Raw genomic sequence first — 18,956 nt, forward strand, 5'->3', positions numbered from 1 at the left:
CAGGATTAATTCGTAAATTCCATCTCCTGATTTTTAATCAAACTGCACACTATATTTATGAAACAACTTGTCCAGAACCTCCGGACGGGGGAGACGTCGCTACTAAATGTCCCCGTTCCGCTCGCCCGAAAGGGTTATTTGCTTATTAAAAGCCGCAAAAGTCTCGTTTCCGCCGGCACCGAACGAATGCTGATCGCGTTCGGCAAAGCCAACTTTCTCTTGAAAGCGCGGCAGCAACCCGACAAGCTCCGCCTTGTTTTAGACAAAATTAAAACCGATGGCTTATGGAAAACGACGCGCTCGGTGCTCCGCAGGCTGGATCAACTCCTGCCGTTGGGGTATTGCAATGTGGGAGAAATAGTAGGAATAGGAGAGGGAGTCGAGGGCTTCACGATCGGTGACCGGGTGGTTAGCAACGGCCCGCATGCCGGGATGGTTTGCGTACCGGCGAACCTTGTAGCCAAAGTCCCGGATCATGTTCCCGATGAGGAAGCTGCATTCGCAGTTTTAGGCGCGGTAGGCCTGCATGGCGTGCGATTGCTCGCGCCCGCCATTGGTGAGCGGGTGGCGGTGATAGGTTTGGGATTGGTAGGGTTGATGGTGGCCGACATCCTGCGTGCGCAAGGATGCGAGGTAACAGGCATCGAGCCCGAAGAGAGCCGCCGGCGCATTGCCGAAGCAAAAGGCATTGCAGCCATTGATCCGACGAAATATACCGGCAAATTAATCTCCGGGCAGTTCGGTGAAATGGATGGAGTGATCATAGCAGCTTCGTCCAGGTCGGTGAATGTCATTGGAATGGCCGCTGCTATTTGCAGAAAAAAGGGCAAAATAGTGCTCATCGGCGATGTTCCGCTGCATTTGAATCGTTCCGATTTTTATCACAAGGAACTGACATTCCAGGTCTCCTGCGCGTATGGGCCCGGGCGCTACGACCACGCGTACGAGGAGCAAGGTGCCGATTATCCTCTGCCTTACGTCCGGTGGACAGTGAACCGGAATTTCCAGGAAGTCCTTCGGTTACTGGGTAATGGCTCGCTGGATGTAAAGCCGTTAATCTCTGATATTCTTCCGCTGGAAAGTTATTCAAGCCTGTTTCGAAAGGATAACCGATCACTCGGAGTGCTGATCGATTATAGCGGCGAATGCCAGCCTGACGAAACGGTGATTCGGAATCCCGACCATGCATTCGTGAGGCAAAATGTAGTGGCAGCCGTGATAGGGGCGGGAAATTTTGCCTGTATGACGCTGCTGCCGGCACTTAGAAGAAAATGCATTAAATACATTGCAAGCTACGGTGGATTACGGGCCTCGGAACTGGCCGCGAAATATGGTATTCCGTTGATTGCCACCGATTACCGCAAAGTTCTGGCCGATAGGGGAGTGAACCTGGTCATCATTGCTACGAGGCACGATCAGCATGTTGCAATTGCGGCTGATGCGCTCCGGGCGGGTAAGCATGTTTTTGTGGAAAAGCCGCTTAGTATCGATGCTGCGGGCATTGATAAGGTTAAAACTGCACTTCAAAACGCACCGTCTCCGGTTTCCCTCACGGTGGGTTTCAACCGGAGATACGCGCCGCACGTCGCCCAGATGCGGGAGTTGCTCGAAGGCGGCCCGATGAATATTGTCATTACCGTCAATGCCGGCTGCATTTTAGGTAACACCTGGATACACGATAGCACGCGGGGCGGAGGAAGGCTGGTGGGAGAGGCGTGCCATTTCATCGATCTCGTTGCCTGGATAACTCAAAGCCGCATTACGGAAGTTTGTACCCATGCATTGACGGTCGGTGGTTGCCTGAGTTCCGAGAATGCGAGCGTGCTGCTGCGGCTGGCGAACGGGTCTGCCGGTACCGTGCATTACTTTTCGAATGGTCATGGTGGTTATCCAAAGGAGCGGATCGAAGTGCATTCGCTCGGGCGGACATTGGTTTTGGATGACTACAAAACGCTGCGCGGCTATGGCTTCGAAGGATTCCGCGGAATGACCAAGAATGCCGGCAAAGGTCATCAGGAGCAGTTTGACCAGCTGTTTGAATGCATTTCATGCGGAAAAGAGCCACTAATGCCTCCGGAAGACATCTGGAATGCGAGCCGGGCGACATTGGCGGCGCGGGATAGTATGTGGACCGGCAGTTGGGTGAAAGTATCATGAAAGCGGTGCGATACTTGACACTTCTGTGGTACGTCGGTCGGCAAATGGGATGGCGCTATGTGCTGTTTCGGATGGGTTATTGGTTGCAGACAAAAACCGGACTGCTCAAATTGCGCTTTCCGAAACGCGCTACGAATCATTCGTTTATCAGCATTTGGGAGTGGCGCGATCATAAACCCAGATTTCTTTTCGATACTCACAAACTAAATGTGAGAAGAAACGAGAGCCTCGACAGCCTTGAATGGCGGGTTTTGCAGATACGGGCAGGCAGGTTTCGCTATTTCAGCAGCCAATGGTTCGAAATGGCTGATTGGCACACCAATCCGATAACTGGATATCGGTACGATGTAAATGAGCATTGGTCGCAGGTGAATGATTTTTCGGTAAAAGCAGGGGATATCAAATATGTGTGGGAGAAATCGCGGTTTACATTTTTGTACGACCTCATTCGCTATGACTATCATTTTTGGGAGGACCAATCCGAAATGGTTTTTGAACTGATGACGGACTGGATCGATAAAAATCCTGTTAACTGTGGTCCGAACTGGAAATGCAGCCAGGAAATCGCGCTGCGGGTACTCAACTGGACTTTTGCATTGCATTACTATCGCCTCTCGGGCACATTGAACCAGGCGTTACTTGATAAGATACTGTGCAGCATTTACGACCAGATGCGGCATGTAGCGGGAAATATCAGGTTTTCGGAAATCGCCGTGCGGAATAATCACATTCTGACAGAAGCATTGGGTCTTTTTGCTACCGGCACAATATTCCCCTGTTTCCCGACAAGCGGGCGCTGGAAAAAGCAAGGCAAGCATTTGTTCGAAAGAGAGATTGTTTCACAAATCACATCGGACGGGACTTACCTTCAATTTTCGATGAATTACCATCGGCTAGTCGTGCAGCTGATGACCTGTGGCATTCGACTGGCCAAATTGCAGCATAGTCCTATGTGTGAAGGCGTTTATACGCGTGCGAGGGCTTCGTTGACTTTCCTAAGAACTTGTCAGAACGATGAAAACGGTCACCTTCCCAACTACGGGAACAATGACGGCGCATTGTTTTTCCCACTAACGGAATGCAGTTTCCGCGATTTCCGACCGCAACTGGCCGCACTCGCCAATGTTCTGGGAGTAGATTTGGGTTATCAAACGGGAGATTGGACCGAAGAGCTGCTGTGGCTGACAGGCGATCGGAATGCGGATGCATCTACCTTGGAACCCACCATCAAACCGCTGTCTGTTTTCGAAAAAGGCGGTTATCACGTGATCCGCGACAGTAACACGATCACCTTTTTGCGCTGCGGCAAGTATTACAGCCGTCCATTCCAGGCCGATAACAACCATCTCGACATCTGGATCGACGGCCGCAATATCCTGCGTGACGCCGGAACCTGGCTTTACAATGCTGACGACGAATCGATGCGCTACTTCTCAGGCACGAGCGCACACAACACGGTCATGATCGATGATTTTGATCAAATGCAAAAGCAGCACCGGTTCATCTGGACGCATTGGATCAAAAATGCAAAGGGAGCAGCGGGTATCAGTGGGGATGAATTCTGGATAGAGGCCGAATTCGAAGGTTTTCGGCACGTCGGCAAGGGGATTGTTCATAAAAGACGGGTCGTTAAAAAGGTTGGCCAACCGCATTGGACAATTGAAGATCGTGTTTTGAATGTGCCCAGAGGAATGCGCATTCGCCAGCTATGGCATCCTGACAAGGCTTTTTTACGCGATTTTCAGATTAGTGCCGTCGATGAATGCGGTGAAGAAATCCCAATGACCGTTAAAAAGGGCTGGTACTCGAAGGTGTATGGTGAAAAGGTGGAATGCAATGCCTTGGTATTCGAAACGGCTGAGTGCTATGTTCAAACGGTTATCAAAGCTTATTGATCGGGATTTATGCACATTCTTCTCATCCACCAATATTTTCTCGAAGACAATGCCGCAGGAGGGTCACGCTGGAATGAAATGGCGCGGGTATGGGTGCGTGAAGGGCATGCGGTGACGGTGATCGCGGGTGATGTACATTATATGCAGGAGCAATCGGGTGGCGAAATGAGGGAGCATTTCGAGATAAGAGAGAATGCATATGGCGTCCGGCTGATCCGTTGCAGCGGCTCGCGGCATTATCATAACTGTTTTGCGGGAAGGCTTTTGAGCTACATTTCTTTTGCATTGGCAGCCACCTATGCGGGTTTGCGTTTCGCCAATTCCAGCTATGATTGCATGATCGTAACGTCGCCGCCGCTGTTGGTGGGCATTCCCGGTTTGCTGCTTTCAAGATTGAAGCACATTCCGCTGGTGCTGGAAATACGGGACCTCTGGCCGGAATCGGCGATTGAAATGGGCGTTTTGAAGAATAAGTGGCTGATCAGATTGTCCTGTCGTTTTGAAAAATACCTCTATCGAAAGGCAAAGCTGATTAATGTGCTTACGCCGGCATTTCGGGAACGGCTTATTCATGACAAAGGCGTCGAACCGGGTAAGATCGTGATGGTTCCCAATGCGGCGGATTTCCGGTTGAGCGAACGCGCGTTGCATAGCGTATGTACGAGCGGGTTACGGGCGAGGCTTGGGTTGGAAGGAAAGTTTGTGATCATCTACGTCGGAGCGCATGGTTTGGCAAATGATTTAATGCAGCTGGTGGAGGCTGCCACCCGGCTCCATGGTACCAATGCGCATTTTCTGTTGGTCGGCGATGGAATGAAGAAGAAAATGATAATGGAAGAGGCCGGTTGCAGGCAGCTGAGCAACATTTCGTTCCTGGCGCCGGTGTCGAAAGAGGAGATAATCGAGTACATAGTAATGGCAGATATTGGCGTAGCCGTTTTGAAAAAAGCAGCTATTTTCAAAACAGTTTATAGTAACAAAACCTTTGACTACCTGTCCTGTAAAAAGCCGGTACTCATGGCGATCGACGGCGTTTCGCGCGAGCTGATCGAGCGAGCGGAAGCGGGGATGTTTGCGGAGCCAGGAAATCCGGCGGACATGGCAGAAAAGATCAGACTTTACATGAACGACCCGGAACTTTTGCACAAGCATGGTAAAAATGGCTACCGGTTTGTACATACCCATTTTAACCGGGAGGAATTGGCGAAGGACTTTTTGAAACGCATTGAAAATCAATTTATAGTGACATAGAAAAGTGCAATTTTTGATGATGAAAAAGTGAACTGAAAGTGCCGCCGGAGGGTTTTCTAATAAATGAGAATCCAATGAAAAACGTAGCACATCTGTTCCCTGAATCGGTTAGAAACGGGGCTTATACATATTCCGAATACATGCATTTAATGGAAACGGTGGTTCTCGAAAACAGGACAACCGGTCCGAAACAATCCGAATCATTGAGCCATTACACGAAGCTGAACTTTGCGAGGATGCAGCGTCTTAATAAAAAGGCGGAGATACACGATTCGCTCAGGGAGGCTGTGGACCAGGTCGACGGCCCGCAAACATGGTACATTCTCACAGAAGCATGGTGTGGGGATGCGGCTCAGAATATTCCTACTATCGTTGCCGCTTCGCTTTCGAATCCTTTGATTACCGTCAGGTTGCTGCTTCGGGACGAGAATCCGGAACTCATGGACGCCTACCTGACCAATGGAGGTCGTTCTATACCGAAATTGATTGCTGTGGACGAAGATTTCAATGAAATTTTCACCTGGGGGCCGCGTCCTGCCGGTGCACAAGCACTGTTGCTGGAATACAAAGCCAACCCGGTGAAGTCTTACAGTGAATTTTCGGAGGACATTCAGCGCTGGTACATTGCCGATAAAACCGAGTCGCTGCAAAGCGAATTGCAGGAGCTTTTGGAAGCAGTGGGCGTGGAAAAGTGAGTTTTTGAACCGTTTACCCTATATTTGTGATAGGGTAAACCGCTATACCAACGAACAGGGATTTTGTCAGAATACTTTAAAAACATATCCGACGGCATCAGTACGACCCTCACGGGCATGCGGCTGACGTTACGGCACCTTTTGAATGCCCGTAAGAGTCGTAAACCTGCGGATATTCGTTCATCCGACTTTTACGACCAGCAGGATGGCATCGTTACGATCCAATATCCGCTGGAAACCATTCCCATTCCCGATAATGGCAGGTACCGTTTGCATAACGAGATGGACGACTGCATTGTCTGCGACAAATGCGCGAAGGTTTGTCCGGTCGATTGCATCGATATCGAGCCGATAAAAGCGGTAGAAGACGTTGGGCGTGCCTCCGACGGCTCGCCGATCCGCCTGTATGCGGCCAAATTCGATATCGATATGGCCAAATGCTGCTATTGCGGCCTTTGCACAACGGTTTGTCCGACGGAATGTCTGACAATGACCAAGACATTCGATTACAGCGAGCTCGATGTGCGGGATATGGTTTACAATTATTCCAACCTCACCGCCGAACAAGCCGACGAGAAGCGCATGCTCCTCGACCAGTTCCAGAAGGAAAAAGAAGCGCTGAAAGCCGCGAAAGCAGCCCCTGCGGCTACGCCAGCGACGGCTGCAACCGGTACTGCTGCACCTGCCCGCCCGGTTTTCAAACCCACCGCAAAACCGAAGCCAGTTGAAGAGCCCGTAGCCAAAGATACCAATGCCGATGCCGATGAATCGGTAACTCCGGCTCCGAAACCGGCATTCAAACCGGTGATGAAGCCTAAGAAGGTGGAAGGTGAGGTGCCGGCGCAGGAAGCTGCACCGGAAGCCGTACCAACTGAAAAGCCCGCGGCTGCCAAGCCTGTATTCCGTCCGACTTTGAAACCAAAGGTTGTATCGGATGAAAATGCGGAAAAGCCGGTTGCTGAAACGCCTGTTGAACCGGTTGAAAAACCAGTTGCCAAAGCGCCGTTCCGTCCAACGATGAAGCCGAAAGCGGTTTCAGAAGATAATGCGGAGAGACCCGTTGCTGAAACGCCTGCTGAACCGGTTGAAAAACCAGTTGCCAAGGTGCCATTCCGTCCAACGATGAAGCCGAAAGCGGTTTTAGAGGAGAATGCGGAGAAGCTGATTGCCGAAACGCCTGCTGAACCGGTTGAAAAACCAGTTACCGAAACTCCCGCTGCTGCCAAGCCAGCATTTCGTCCGACGATGAAACCAAAAGTGGTTTCAGAAGACAATGCGGAGAAGCCGGTTGCTGAAACGCCTGTTGAACCAGTTGAGAAGCCGGTTGCCGAAACGCCTGCCGAACCGGTTGAAAAACCAGTTGCCAAAGCGCCATTCCGTCCTACGATGAAGCCGAAAGTGGTTTCAGAAGATAATGCCGAAAAACCGGCGGCAGAGACGCCAACCCCGGAGACACCTGCGGCGTCTGAGGAAAAGCCAGTAGCCGCCAAACCAGCATTCCGTCCGACAATGAAACCGAAACCCAAAGAATAGGCGCGCATGGAGGCAATTATATTCTACGTTTTTTCCGCATTGACACTCGCTGCCGGGCTGTTCATACTTTTTTCCAGAAACCTCATTTACGGCGCATTCGCATTGTTCGTCGCGTTCCTGGGCGTGGCTGCATTATACGTGCTCGCGGGCGCGGATTTTCTGGCCGTTTCCCAGATCATGATTTATGTGGGCGGGATTCTCGTGCTGCTGATATTTGGCATAATGCTTACACAAAAAAAGGAGAAAAGCGACGACTCCACACGCCATAACCGCGTCGAAGTAGCCATAACCAGGAAAATTTGGGGTTTTGTGGCTGGCGCCGGGCTATTCGGATTGCTGGTGAAAGTGATTCTATCCTCGGATTTCAGAATGGCGGGAGAAGAAATGAGTACCAAATCGACGATCAAAACGATTGGCGTAGAACTGATGACCAGCCATTTATTACCTTTTGAAATAGCCGCAATTCTCTTGCTCGTTGCGCTCATCGGCGCTGCCTATCTCGCATTAAACAGAAACCCGACCGCATGACGACCATTCCTGTACAATATTACCTGGTTGTTGCGGCTGCATTGTTTTGCATAGGGCTCGCTATTTCCATCACCAAACGGCATTTTATAGGTATGCTGCTCGGTATCGAGTTGATGCTGAATGCGGTCAATATCAATCTGGTAGCATTTGGCCGGCACGATCCCGAGCGATTGAGCGGCCAGCTTTTCGCATTGTTTGTAATTGTGGTCGCGGCAGCCGAGGTAACCGTGGCGCTGGCGATCATTCTGCGGGTTTATGGCCGATTTAAAACGGTCGATCCCGATAAGGTAAATGAATTGAAGCAATAGCTTAAAGATCACCGCTGCCGCATGAACTGGATTTTCCTGATCTTCGCTTTTCTCATCGGTATCAGCAACGCCGTGCAATCCGGCGTGAATACCGAGCTCCGGGAGTCGATCAATAACCCGATTCTCGCCGGAATGACTTCGTTTTTCGTGGGATTAATGGTCCTGAGCATTGCATTTGCCTGCTTCAATCAAAACCCGATCCCGTCGATAGCGGATCTCAAACAGGTTTCCTGGACGCGCTTCCTGGGCGGTGTATTGGGCGCGTTTTATGTGATTACGGTGATCTTTATCGTCCGCAATATCGGCCCGTCCAATATGATGTGCCTCATCATCGCGGGACAAATGGTAACCGTCATGACGATCGACCATTTTGGTTTACAGGGCTTTGCGGTCCATCATATCACATTGCCGCGCATTTTGGGTGCCATTTTGCTCGTAAGCGGCGTGTACCTGATCCTCAAAAATTAAGACATAAAAAAACAGCAACCCGCGTGGATTGCTGTTCAAAATGTCATTGGGGTTCTCTCAGGGGATTTTGTTGAAAATAAACAGATCCACAAAGCTCCATTTATCATTTTCTTTTTTTCCGCGCTGGATCACCAGTTGAGTAGGGGAGCGTCTTTCGTAAATGATACGCACAGAAGCGTCGTCTTTTTCAAATAAAGCCTGGTTCTTTTTAGCTTCGATGAATTTGTAACGATCAGCTACCTCTTTTTCTTCCAGCGAGATCATGCCGGGTTTAAAATGCTTCACCATCGCCACAGGGCCATTATCGGTCTGTTCAAATGCGAAGATTTCATAAAGCGCAGGCTTATCATCTTTGATCATTCGAATGAAACCGACGATGTTATTGCCTTTGGGCGCAGTCCAGGAAGCTTCGATAGGCCCACCGTTATAAGTTCCGAGCCAGCGGCCGTCGAGGAATGCGATGTCGTTCAAGGTACCTTGTGCCTGAGCAAATGTCGCCGTCAATACCAGAACAAATGCCAGACAGGCTTTTTGAATTGTGTTGAATTGGGTCATTGAGATTTAGGTTGAGAATTGAGGTGGCAAATTAATAGAAATGTTAATTCCGTCAACGTACTGACTCAATTTAGGTAGGTGATCAAAAAAATAGCCGGCCCGTTTCCAGGCCGACTACCATCACTTCAAATATTTCCTATCAATAAGCGCGCTCCAACTTACCCTCGTAGGAGTTCGTAAAGGCTTTGTTCACAACTTTGTTACCACCCTGAGTTGGGTAGTTTCCGGTGAAGTACCAGTCTCCGAGATGGCCCGGGCACGCTTTGTGCAGGTTTTCAACGGTTTGGAACACTACTGCGAGTTCTGCATTCAAACCTTTCGGGCGGATAATTTCAGCGATTTTTTGTGAAATCTCTTCGTCCGTAAAAGGTTCGTACAGCGCTTTTACGTAGTTGGTGTGATATGGATTCTTGGTTGCCAATGCTGTAACACTCTGGGTGTAAGCATCTTCCAGTTTGTATTCCATGTCGCGTTCTTCCAGCAATTTCAATACCGCGCGGTAAGCGACGAAATCCTTCATCCTCGACATGTCGATACCGTAGCAATCCGGGAAGCGGATTTGTGGGGCGGAAGATGCTACCACGATTTTCTTCGGTTTCAGACGGTCGAGCATTGTCAGAATGCTCTTTTCAAGGGTGGTACCGCGAACGATGGAGTCGTCGATGATCACCACGGTGTCCACATTTTTGCGAACTACCTCGAAAGTGGTATCGTACACACTCGAAACCATGTCATCGCGCAAAGCATCGGCTGTGATGAATGTGCGTGATTTCACATCTTTGGTAACCAGTTTCTCGATCCTCGGGCGGAAAGAAAGCACTTTTTCAAGGTCTTCTTCGAACAAAATGCCTTCCATAATGGCCTGCTTGCGCTTTTTGGCAAGATATTCTTCCAAACCTTCGATCATTCCGAGGAAAGCCGTTTCAGCTGTGTTCGGAATGTATGAGAAAATCGTGTTTTCGAGGTCGTAATTAACTTCTTTAAGAATTTGCGGAATCAGCAGTTTACCAAGCTGTTTGCGCTCATTATAAATGTCCGGATCGGTGCCGCGGGAGAAATAAATGCGCTCGAAACTGCATGAACGTTTTTCCAAGCGGGGCAGGATCGGGAACTCGTTATATTCACCGTTTTTGTCTACGATCAATGCAGAACCCGGTGTAATTTCGGTGATCTGATCATAATCTACATTGAATGCAGCCTTGATCGCCTGCTTTTCGGAGGCGACTACAACTACTTCATCGTCAGCATAATAGAATGCCGGGCGAATGCCTGCCGGGTCGCGGATTACGAAAGATGCGCCATAACCTGTGAGGCCGCACATCGCATAGCCGCCGTCGAAATCGCGGCACGAGCGGTAGAGCAAGCGAGGCAGGTCAATATTGTCCTCGATAACGTCGGACAATGTCGGGTTTTCATAAACTCCTTTGAAACGCTCGAACACCCGCTGGTTTTCTTCATCCAGGAAATGTCCAATTTTTTCCATTACCGTTACGGTGTCGACTTTCTCTTTCGGGTGCTGGCCGAGTGAAACCAGTTTGCCGAAAAGCTCATCCACATTGGTCATGTTGAAGTTACCCGCCATAACAAGATTGCGGCTCCGCCAGTTACTTTGGCGCAGCATCGGGTGGCAGTTTTCCACTTCATTGGAGCCATGTGTACCGTATCGAAGATGTCCCAGCCACACTTCTCCCGTAAAAGCCAGGTTTTCCTGCAACCATTTTCCGTCGCTGGCATGGTCCCGGTTGTTTTTGAGACCCTTCCTGAATTTTTTGTGAATTTTGGAGAAAATGTCCGTAAGTGGCTGAGGCTCTACGGATCTGTATCGGCTGATGTATCGTTTCCCGGGCGGGACATCAATCTTGATGTTGGCTACCCCGGCTCCATCCTGGCCCCGGTTGACCTGTTTTTCCATCATCACCGAAAGCTTATGGACTGCGTACAGCGGCGTTTCGTACTTGTCGATGTAGTATTGATAAGGCTTTCTAAGACGGATAAGTGCTATGCCGCACTCATGCTTAATGGCGTCGCTCATAAGAAGAGTAATGCTTTTAGAGATATTGGTGTTTGCTGGTATGCAAAGCGTATTCCCTGAATATTAGCCTAACGAATTTCGATTCTCGTTTAGTTCGTTATTTCTTACAAAGGTACAAATCCTTTGGCTTAAAAAACTGCAAAATTGCTCAAATTTTCCTTTCCTTCCGTCGGTTTAAACCGACGGTATTAGATTGCGGCTTTGCGCGAAAGTACCGGACCGTCAAATCCTCTTGCCGGCAGTTTTAACTGCCTTTCCGTTGGTTTAAACCGACGGTATTAGATTGCGACTCTGCGCGAAAGTGCCGAACCGTCAATCCCCTTGCCGGCAGTTTTAACTGCCGGATCACAAGAGAAAGCAAGATTTCAATAGACAATCAATTAAAAGAAAGATAACTACTTTTGATCAAATCGATATTAAAATTTCCATGCTTCATAAAACCCGTGGCATCGCATTGAGCTACATCCGTTACAAAGAATCTTCCATTATCGCGAAGATTTATACGGAAGCCTTTGGTATACAGACATATATCGTCAACGGCGTACGAAGCAGCAATTCCAAAACCAACCGGATCGCCTTCTTTCAACCCCTCACTTTGCTCGATCTGGTGGTGTATCACAAGAACAAGGAAGACACTATCCACCGTATTTCCGAGATCAAATGCTACGCGCCATTCTACGCGATACCTTTTGATGTAATAAAATCAGGCCTGGCACTTTTTGTGACCGAAATGCTTGGTAAGACTTTGCGCGAGGAAGAAAACAACGAGCCATTGTTCCATTTTATTGAACAATCGGTCCTGTATCTGGATGAGGCGGAGACGGGTTTCGAAAATTTCCATATCCAGTTCCTGATGCAACTTGCACATTACCTGGGGTTTGGCGTGGAGACGGCAGACGACCTGGAAAATGAGTTGAAACACAACCATTTTCCCCACCAACCCGATGCGCAGGAGCACTCGGCCACGGTCGAAATGCTGGAAAATGGCTACGGATTGTCCATTCCACTGGACAGGACAAGGCGGATAAATATCCTCGAAAAGCTGATTTTCTTTTACAAAATCCACATGGAGGGACTTGGAGAGATCAAGTCGCTGGATGTTTTGCGGGAAGTTTTGCGCTGAAAATTGCTTCCGACAGAAATTGGCATAATTTTGATAACGTATATGGTAACTCCATCAAACCGAATGCAATGAAACATATACTGACAACCGCCTTTCTACTCATTTCTTTCTTAACATTCGCGCAGGAGCTCCTGGCACAAGCTCCGAAAGGTGCCTGGAAGTCGCAGGAGCCAACCGGGAGTGCTTCGACGCTCATTGTGGCTGATAATTACCTCGTTATCGCTTCTTACAGCATTGGTAACAAATATTTTGAAAGAGCCGAGGGCGGCCCGTTTACGATGAACGGCGATAAAATGACTTACACACCCGAATTCAACTCGGCGGATACGGCCAAAATCGGCATTCCGATCGAGTTCACGGTAACGGTGAAAGATGACATTCTCACATTGCGCTATGAGGAAGCGATGGTGTGGATGCGTGTAGATGATGCAACCACTAATGCACCGATGGCGGGCGCGTGGCACATTACGGAGCGCGACAATGGTCAGGGCGGGCTCGTTCAAATTCACCAGACAGGAACGCGAAAAACGCTCAAATTGCTGTCGAAAACCCGTTTTCAATGGTTTGCGATCGACCCGGCGGTGAAGGGATTTTATGCGACGGGCGGCGGAACCTACACGGTGAAAGACGGCAAGTATACCGAGAATATCCAGTTTTTCTCCAAGGATAATAATCGCGTGGGCTCGTCCCTCTCATTTAACCATAAGCTCGATAATGGCCGTTGGGACCATAGCGGCAAAAGCAGCGACGGCAAGCCTATGCATGAAATTTGGGAGAAAATCCCCTGATTTTTACTCGATCACTTCCGCTTCCTTCAAAATGTAGTTGAGGTGATCGACATCATTGGCATTCAATGCCAGCTTCCCGCGCACAGTCCTTACTTCATCGGTGCGAAAGCGCTGTTTTTTCTTCCTGAATTGTAGTTCCATAATCGACTCCGGGCCTGAGCCGCCGCAGAAAAAGCAGGCAGCCATCGGCTTGGCGGAAATTACGTAAATGTCCTCATTGGGATCGACGGGTATCATATATCCTCTGATAATCACCTCTTTGCCCTGTAATGCATTCACCGATGGCCCGAACGTGGGGTAGAGGAAATACATGCTCAACTCGCTATTAAGTTTTCTGGTAAACCGAACGTCGGTCAACCGTTTCCAGTTTATTTGCAGCGGTTCGGCATGGAATGCGAATGCCAGCAGAGGAGTGCAGAGTAAGGCAAGTCGTTTCATTTTTGCAGACTGTCAATTTTTACAATAGCCTCTTTCAATTCAATAATAGCCTCACGCGATTGCCGCTGATAATCTAGCATTGATTCGTCGGTCATGGGCGGGGCTGACTTGTGCGAATGTGCGCCATGTGCGTGGTCGTGTGCATGCGGGAAGCCGGGCACCTCAATCACATTCTCCTCCCAGGTTTCAATCAGGGATCTCAGGCTATCGATCCGTGATTTCTCCACATCGCCGGCTGCTTTGGGCGACAGGCTATCGAGTCTGGTTTCCAATTGTTTTGAAATTTCAATGGCTTCGAGATGCAAACGGTTTGCTTCGATTAGCTGAGGGCTTTTCTCGCTTTTCTTCGAGCAGGAGGCTGCCAGCAGGCAAATAGCAAACAGGGAAATCGGACGGGTAAGATTCATTGCGAATGGAACTTCATTAAATGCAACAACGTTGCAAAAATGAATTAAAAAGTTTTAGGAAACAATAGTCTTGCAAGTTCTATTTACCAATGCGATTCGTTTATTCATTGTCTGCCAGCCTCTTTGCTACACTTCTGCATATCGGATGCTGCCTGCTTCCACTTTTCTCATTAATTCCCGCGTCGGTCGCACATACCGGTTTTTTAAGCAGTTACCAGCCTATGTTCGCGGTAATGCAGTGGTGTGTTCTGCTTTGGCTCGTGGGAAGAATTTTAGCCTACCACTTTTTTGCATTATCATTCCATAGCCGGCTGGAAATGCTGTCGTTTTATGGCAGTCTGGTGATTACCGTGGGCGGCCTGGTCATCGGTTACCGCGAACCGTTCAAAACGGAAGAGCAAATACTGGCTGAGCAGCATTTCGAGCGGTTCCGGCAATCGCGGCAGCTGGACATCCATTTTTTAGAACATAGCGGCGAGCAGCGGCTGAGAACCGACCTGTCGGGTATTGACGGGATTCGGAAAAGTAGTATCAAGGTTGCTATGCCCGCGGTAAGCCTCTCTTATGAAAAGGGCCGTACCAGCCCGGACGAAATCTACCAGGCATTGAAAACCAAAGGATATAAGTTCCAATAATGCAACAGTGTTGCATTATTGTTTGTGCTGTATTTATATTTGCAACATTGTTGCAAATATAAATACGACCTTTTATGCAAAGAACAAAGTTGCCCGTTACGGTAGTAAGTGGCTTTTTGGGCGCGGGTAAGACGACGCTTCTCAACCATATCCTCCATAATAAGGAAGGGCTCAAAGTGGCGGTGATCGTGAATGACATGAGCGAGATCAACGTCGATGCGCGGTTGGTGCGGGAGGAAAATGTTTTGCACAGGACGGAAGAGAAGCTGGTGGAAATGTCGAATGGCTGCATTTGCTGCACTTTGAGGGAGGACCTGATGGTGGAAGTGGAAAAGCTGGCGCGCGAGGGACGCTTCGATTACCTGCTGATCGAGAGTACAGGCATTTCCGAACCGGTGCCGGTCGCGCAAACTTTCAGTTTCTCGGACGAGCAAAACGGGATCGACCTTTCCCGATGGGCGACGATCGATTGCATGGTGACGGTCGTGGATGCATTCAACTTTGCGAAGGATTTCGGGTCGGTGGATACAGTGGTGAGCCGTGAACTAAATGAGGATCAGTCGGATACCAGGGCGATTGTCAACCTGCTTACCGATCAGATCGAGTTTGCAGATGTGATTATTCTGAATAAATCAGACCTCGTATCACGGCAGCATTTGCAGGAATTAAAAGCTGTGATCAAAGCATTGAATCCAGTTGCAAGGCTTATCGAGAGCTCTTTTTCAAAAGTTTCGCCTTCTTCGATCCTGAACACGGGGTTGTTTGACTATGAAGTGGCATCCCAGTCAGCAGGCTGGATACGCGAATTGAACCTGGTTCAGAATGGTGGGCACAAGCCTGAAACAGAAGAGTATGGCATTCGCTCCTTCATTTTTACCGACTCGCGCCCATTCCATCCGCAGCGGTTTTGGAAATACCTGTCCCAAAACTGGCCGGCGGGCATTATCCGCAGCAAAGGGCTGTTCTGGCTTAGCTCCCGGCCGGAGCAGGCGATGAACTGGAGCCAGGCAGGCGGTTCGTTGCGAGCGGAACCCGCAGGTGTGTGGTGGGTTAGCATGCCATTCAAAGAGCGGCTGAAATACCAGGCTTTTCTCGAAAACCGGGGCATGATCGAAAGCCGCTGGGGAAGGTTTGGCGACAGGATGAACGAGCTTGTCATCATCGGACAGGATGTAGATGAAGGTACGGTTACCCGGGAACTACGCGAATGTCTTTGCAGCGAGGAGGAGATCGGACAAATGGAGCGGGGCGAAGTGATAAGTGACCCATTTCCGGTATTCTGATTATTTAGATTTATTCAAAATAATTTTCGCCTAAAATTTGAATCATTCTAAATAGGTAATATATTTGCCTCAGTTTAAACGGCAATGTGAATGAGCGCTTGTACAATGAGTGATTACAATGTGGGGTCGGAGCAGGGGTGTTTCTGGATGAAAAACTTCGAAGACAGCACCGAATGCGTGTTTAAGAAGTGTTGCGAGAAATACAAGAAGAAGGGCAAGCATTGTAAAAAGTGCCCTAAGAAGTAGCATCGCTGTTACTCTTTTTGACTAGTAATACAGTTCATGGTGAATAATTGTAAGAGAGGGAGTGCCGCGAGCGTTCCCTTTTCTATGCTGGAGACATTTCAGATCTTCCTTTTCAACTCGAAATTCTGTCCCAGGTAAACGCGGCGCACCACCTCGTCTTCCGCCAGTTCCTCGGCACTTCCCTGTTTCAAAATCTTCCCTTCGAAAAGCAGATATGCCCGGTCGGTAATCGACAGGGTTTCGTTCACATTATGGTCGGTGATGAGGATACCGATGTTTTTATGTTTCAATTTGGCGACAATGCTTTGAATGTCCTCTACCGCAATCGGGTCCACACCAGCGAATGGCTCATCGAGCAATATAAATTTCGGATCCACCGCCAGTGATCTTGCAATTTCCGTACGGCGGCGTTCACCTCCCGAAAGGACCATACCTTTGCTTTTGCGGACATGGCCAAGGTGGAATTCTTCGATCAGTTCTTCTACCTTATGCTTCTGGTCGGCTTTGGAAAGGTCGGTCATTTCCAGGACCGCCTTAATGTTTTCTTCTACCGTCAATGTGCGGAAAACGGATGCTTCCTGCGCGAGATAGCCCAGGCCCAGGCGCGCGCGCTTGTACATGGGAAGGTTCGTAATGTCCTTATCGTCGAGGTACACTTTTCCGCTGTTAGGTTTCACCAATCCAACGGCCATATAAAAGGAAGTGGTTTTCCCCGCCCCATTCGGCCCGAGCAGCCCGACGATCTCGCCCTGCTCGACCTGGTAGCTTACATTATTATTAACAAGACGAACCCCGTATTTCTTCACGAGGTTTTCGGTTCTTAGTATCATTGTTCGTTCAGTTCTTCCTCAATGCAGCTTAATGTCTTTCAACGACAGCTGCAAGGTTTTCTTGTCGCGGAAATTATTCTCTTCGAGGCAATAGCAGATCGAGAACGGCCTTCCGTTGACGATATCCGGATAAAAATGCCCCATTCCGAAGCCCACGGCCGTAAAAACCGCCGAGCTGTTTTGCTTTACATCAAATTTGATATGCTTTTCTTTCATCAACATCGGCCTTCCGACCAGCGTCATATTTCGTGATTCGAAAACCGGCGTCAAATTCCCTGGTCCGAATGGTCCCATTTGCCGAAGGATATTGTAAAACTTCGGCGTGATGTTTTCCAGTTCCAGCAGCATATCCACATTGATCATCGGCACCAGCTGGTCCGGCTGAATGCGGCTGCTTACGATTTCGTTGAACCGCATTCGAAATGCTTCCACATTATCGAGCGGCAATGTGAGTCCGGCAGCAAAAGTGTGCCCGCCGTATTGTTCCAAAAGATCCGCGCATTCCTCGATCGCCTCGTACACATCGAAACCAGGCACCGAGCGGGCGGAACCGGCCGCTTTCCCGTGCGATTGCGTGAGTATGATCGTTGGGCGGTGGTATTTTTCAATGCACCGGCTGGCCACAATGCCGATCACGCCTTTGTGCCAGTCTTCCTTATATAATACGGTACTTTTCGCATTCGAAAACCATTCGTCGTTTTCGATCATGAAAAGTGCCTGCTCGGTAATGCTCGAATCGAAATTGCGGCGCTCGCTGTTATGCTTGTTAATTTCTTCGGCGAATGCAATGGCCTCTTCCTCGATTTCCGAAAGCAATAGTCTAACAGCTTCTTTCGCGTGCTTGATGCGCCCGGCTGCATTAATGCGCGGGCCGAGTCCGAAAACGACATTGGTAATATCCAGCGAGCCGCTGATTCCTGAGATTTGGATCAATGCTTTAATGCCGGTCCGCGGATGCGCATTCAATCTTTGTAAACCATAGAATGCTAACACGCGGTTTTCGCCCGTAATCGGCACGATGTCGGAAGCAATACTGACGACCAGCAAGTCGAGATAGTCGTAAAGCGTTTCAGGATCGAGGCCTTGTTTGATACAAAATGCCTGCAAAAGCTTGAAACCGACGCCGCAGCCTGTGAGCTCTTTATAAGGATACAAACAATCCTCGCGCTTTGGGTCGAGCACGGCAGCGGCTGGCGGCAGCTCGTCGCCTGGCCGGTGGTGGTCACATATAATGAAGTCGATGCCCTTTTCGAGGGCGACGGTTACCTTGTCAACGGATTTAACGCCGCAGTCGAGGGTTACTATTAATGTATAGCCATTGGCTTCGGCCCATTCCACGCCCTGCCAGGAAACGCCGTAGCCTTCCTCGTAGCGATCGGGAATGTAATAATCGAGATTGGGATAAATCCTTTTGAGAAAACCGTAAAACAATGCGACGGACGTGGTACCATCCACATCGTAATCACCGTAAACGAGTATTTTCTCATTCGAATCAATAGCTTTGATCAAACGCTCCACGGCTTTTTCCATATCCGCCATTTGAAACGGATCGTGTAAATGCTTGATATCGGGGCGGAAAAAATCGCGCGACTGGTCGAAATCGAGAATGCCGCGCTGCACCAAAAGCGTTGCCAGCGAGGGGCTTACTTTCAGGGATTCGGTCAATCTCTGTGCAACCTGTTCTTGTTCAGAGGTAAAGGGAGGGTAATGTATCCAGCGCTTTTCAATCATAGAACAAAGATAATCGGAATCCGGAATGCATGCTGCCAAAATGTGCAATCGGG

At 49.2% G+C, this 18,956-nt stretch carries 19 protein-coding genes; 13 read left to right on the forward strand and 6 right to left on the reverse strand.

Annotation, left to right across the window (positions count from 1 at the left end):
• Positions 1 to 57: 57 nt before the first annotated feature.
• From BLQ88_RS26470 to BLQ88_RS26505, 8 genes are all read left to right on the forward strand, one after another.
• Positions 58 to 2,157, forward strand: coding sequence for a bi-domain-containing oxidoreductase (locus BLQ88_RS26470; protein WP_090156028.1), 2,100 nt, complete (start codon positions 58 to 60; stop codon positions 2,155 to 2,157).
• A gap of 209 nt (positions 2,158 to 2,366) precedes the next feature.
• Positions 2,367 to 4,052: an alginate lyase family protein gene (locus tag BLQ88_RS26475; RefSeq protein ID WP_229212873.1), complete on the forward strand. Its 1,686-nt coding sequence runs from the start codon at positions 2,367 to 2,369 to the stop codon at positions 4,050 to 4,052.
• A gap of 9 nt (positions 4,053 to 4,061) precedes the next feature.
• Positions 4,062 to 5,303, forward strand: coding sequence for a glycosyltransferase family 4 protein (locus BLQ88_RS26480; RefSeq protein WP_090156029.1), 1,242 nt, complete (start codon positions 4,062 to 4,064; stop codon positions 5,301 to 5,303).
• Between the two features lie 74 nt (positions 5,304 to 5,377).
• Entirely contained in the window at positions 5,378 to 5,998 is a 621-nt protein-coding gene (locus BLQ88_RS26485) for a thioredoxin family protein (protein ID WP_090156030.1), read from the forward strand.
• 63 nt (positions 5,999 to 6,061) lie between these two features.
• Complete coding sequence (locus BLQ88_RS26490) at positions 6,062 to 7,531, forward strand: 4Fe-4S binding protein (RefSeq protein WP_229212874.1); 1,470 nt, start codon at positions 6,062 to 6,064, stop codon at positions 7,529 to 7,531.
• A 6-nt stretch (positions 7,532 to 7,537) separates the two neighbouring features.
• Positions 7,538 to 8,059 (forward strand): NADH-quinone oxidoreductase subunit J family protein, encoded by a 522-nt coding sequence (locus BLQ88_RS26495; protein WP_090156031.1) that lies wholly within the window; start codon positions 7,538 to 7,540, stop codon positions 8,057 to 8,059.
• Positions 8,056 to 8,367 (forward strand): NADH-quinone oxidoreductase subunit NuoK, encoded by a 312-nt coding sequence (nuoK, locus tag BLQ88_RS26500; RefSeq protein WP_090156032.1) that lies wholly within the window; start codon positions 8,056 to 8,058, stop codon positions 8,365 to 8,367. The genes BLQ88_RS26495 and nuoK overlap by 4 nt, the downstream gene beginning before the upstream one ends.
• A gap of 21 nt (positions 8,368 to 8,388) precedes the next feature.
• Positions 8,389 to 8,835 carry a DMT family transporter gene (locus tag BLQ88_RS26505; RefSeq protein ID WP_090156033.1) on the forward strand — a complete coding sequence of 149 codons (447 nt, stop codon included), beginning with the start codon at positions 8,389 to 8,391 and terminating at the stop codon, positions 8,833 to 8,835.
• 57 nt (positions 8,836 to 8,892) lie between these two features.
• On the opposite strand, the gene BLQ88_RS26510 is transcribed toward BLQ88_RS26505, so the two are convergent.
• Together BLQ88_RS26510 and BLQ88_RS26515 are read right to left on the reverse strand one after the other, a co-directional pair.
• A complete protein-coding gene (locus BLQ88_RS26510; RefSeq protein WP_090156034.1) occupies positions 8,893 to 9,390 on the reverse strand; it encodes a DUF6265 family protein in 498 nt (165 codons plus the stop codon).
• A gap of 139 nt (positions 9,391 to 9,529) precedes the next feature.
• Positions 9,530 to 11,422, reverse strand: a complete 1,893-nt coding sequence (locus BLQ88_RS26515; protein WP_090156035.1) for an amidophosphoribosyltransferase — start codon at positions 11,420 to 11,422, stop codon at positions 9,530 to 9,532.
• Between the two features lie 427 nt (positions 11,423 to 11,849).
• Here BLQ88_RS26515 and recO point away from each other — a divergent pair, with 427 nt between their 5' ends.
• A complete protein-coding gene (recO, locus tag BLQ88_RS26520) occupies positions 11,850 to 12,545 on the forward strand; it encodes a DNA repair protein RecO (RefSeq protein WP_090156036.1) in 696 nt (231 codons plus the stop codon).
• A 68-nt stretch (positions 12,546 to 12,613) separates the two neighbouring features.
• A complete protein-coding gene (locus BLQ88_RS26525) occupies positions 12,614 to 13,333 on the forward strand; it encodes a DUF4488 domain-containing protein (protein ID WP_090156037.1) in 720 nt (239 codons plus the stop codon).
• A 3-nt stretch (positions 13,334 to 13,336) separates the two neighbouring features.
• Here the strand turns inward: BLQ88_RS26525 and BLQ88_RS26530 are convergent, their stop codons facing one another.
• Positions 13,337 to 13,771: a DUF3299 domain-containing protein gene (locus tag BLQ88_RS26530; protein WP_090156038.1), complete on the reverse strand. Its 435-nt coding sequence runs from the start codon at positions 13,769 to 13,771 to the stop codon at positions 13,337 to 13,339.
• Complete coding sequence (locus BLQ88_RS26535) at positions 13,768 to 14,178, reverse strand: hypothetical protein (protein ID WP_090156039.1); 411 nt, start codon at positions 14,176 to 14,178, stop codon at positions 13,768 to 13,770. Before BLQ88_RS26535 ends, BLQ88_RS26530 begins: the two co-directional genes overlap by 4 nt.
• A gap of 89 nt (positions 14,179 to 14,267) precedes the next feature.
• Between BLQ88_RS26535 and BLQ88_RS26540 the strand changes: the two genes are divergently transcribed.
• From BLQ88_RS26540 to BLQ88_RS36860, 3 genes are all read left to right on the forward strand, one after another.
• Positions 14,268 to 14,813, forward strand: coding sequence for a copper chaperone (locus BLQ88_RS26540; protein WP_143016940.1), 546 nt, complete (start codon positions 14,268 to 14,270; stop codon positions 14,811 to 14,813).
• Positions 14,814 to 14,887: 74 nt separating this feature from the next.
• Positions 14,888 to 16,096: a GTP-binding protein gene (locus BLQ88_RS26545; RefSeq protein ID WP_090156041.1), complete on the forward strand. Its 1,209-nt coding sequence runs from the start codon at positions 14,888 to 14,890 to the stop codon at positions 16,094 to 16,096.
• Between the two features lie 90 nt (positions 16,097 to 16,186).
• Positions 16,187 to 16,342, forward strand: coding sequence for a hypothetical protein (locus tag BLQ88_RS36860; protein WP_176885121.1), 156 nt, complete (start codon positions 16,187 to 16,189; stop codon positions 16,340 to 16,342).
• A gap of 98 nt (positions 16,343 to 16,440) precedes the next feature.
• Here BLQ88_RS36860 and lptB read toward each other — a convergent pair whose 3' ends face one another.
• Together lptB and recJ are read right to left on the reverse strand one after the other, a co-directional pair.
• On the reverse strand, positions 16,441 to 17,172 hold the full coding sequence (gene lptB / locus BLQ88_RS26550; RefSeq protein WP_090156042.1) for an LPS export ABC transporter ATP-binding protein: 732 nt from the start codon (positions 17,170 to 17,172) through the stop codon (positions 16,441 to 16,443).
• An 18-nt stretch (positions 17,173 to 17,190) separates the two neighbouring features.
• The gene (gene recJ, locus BLQ88_RS26555) at positions 17,191 to 18,903 is read right to left on the reverse strand and encodes a single-stranded-DNA-specific exonuclease RecJ (RefSeq protein ID WP_090156043.1); all 1,713 of its coding nucleotides are present in this window, start codon (positions 18,901 to 18,903) and stop codon (positions 17,191 to 17,193) included.
• Between the last annotated feature and the right edge of the window lie 53 nt (positions 18,904 to 18,956).

It is taken from the genome of Dyadobacter soli, assembly GCF_900101885.1.
Taxonomy (GTDB): Bacteria; Bacteroidota; Bacteroidia; order Cytophagales; family Spirosomataceae; genus Dyadobacter; species Dyadobacter soli.

Coding starts and splice junctions, on each gene's coding strand:
- BLQ88_RS26470 (WP_090156028.1), top strand. CDS start 58: ATGAAACAACTTGTCCAGAACCTCCGGACGGGGGAGACGTCGCTACTA.
- BLQ88_RS26480 (WP_090156029.1), top strand. CDS start 4,062: ATGCACATTCTTCTCATCCACCAATATTTTCTCGAAGACAATGCCGCA.
- BLQ88_RS26485 (WP_090156030.1), top strand. CDS start 5,378: ATGAAAAACGTAGCACATCTGTTCCCTGAATCGGTTAGAAACGGGGCT.
- BLQ88_RS26495 (WP_090156031.1), top strand. CDS start 7,538: ATGGAGGCAATTATATTCTACGTTTTTTCCGCATTGACACTCGCTGCC.
- nuoK (WP_090156032.1), top strand. CDS start 8,056: ATGACGACCATTCCTGTACAATATTACCTGGTTGTTGCGGCTGCATTG.
- BLQ88_RS26505 (WP_090156033.1), top strand. CDS start 8,389: ATGAACTGGATTTTCCTGATCTTCGCTTTTCTCATCGGTATCAGCAAC.
- BLQ88_RS26510 (WP_090156034.1), bottom strand. CDS start 9,390: ATGACCCAATTCAACACAATTCAAAAAGCCTGTCTGGCATTTGTTCTG.
- BLQ88_RS26515 (WP_090156035.1), bottom strand. CDS start 11,422: ATGAGCGACGCCATTAAGCATGAGTGCGGCATAGCACTTATCCGTCTT.
- recO (WP_090156036.1), top strand. CDS start 11,850: ATGCTTCATAAAACCCGTGGCATCGCATTGAGCTACATCCGTTACAAA.
- BLQ88_RS26525 (WP_090156037.1), top strand. CDS start 12,614: ATGAAACATATACTGACAACCGCCTTTCTACTCATTTCTTTCTTAACA.
- BLQ88_RS26530 (WP_090156038.1), bottom strand. CDS start 13,771: ATGAAACGACTTGCCTTACTCTGCACTCCTCTGCTGGCATTCGCATTC.
- BLQ88_RS26535 (WP_090156039.1), bottom strand. CDS start 14,178: ATGAATCTTACCCGTCCGATTTCCCTGTTTGCTATTTGCCTGCTGGCA.
- BLQ88_RS26540 (WP_143016940.1), top strand. CDS start 14,268: ATGCGATTCGTTTATTCATTGTCTGCCAGCCTCTTTGCTACACTTCTG.
- BLQ88_RS26545 (WP_090156041.1), top strand. CDS start 14,888: ATGCAAAGAACAAAGTTGCCCGTTACGGTAGTAAGTGGCTTTTTGGGC.
- BLQ88_RS36860 (WP_176885121.1), top strand. CDS start 16,187: ATGAGCGCTTGTACAATGAGTGATTACAATGTGGGGTCGGAGCAGGGG.
- lptB (WP_090156042.1), bottom strand. CDS start 17,172: ATGATACTAAGAACCGAAAACCTCGTGAAGAAATACGGGGTTCGTCTT.
- recJ (WP_090156043.1), bottom strand. CDS start 18,903: ATGATTGAAAAGCGCTGGATACATTACCCTCCCTTTACCTCTGAACAA.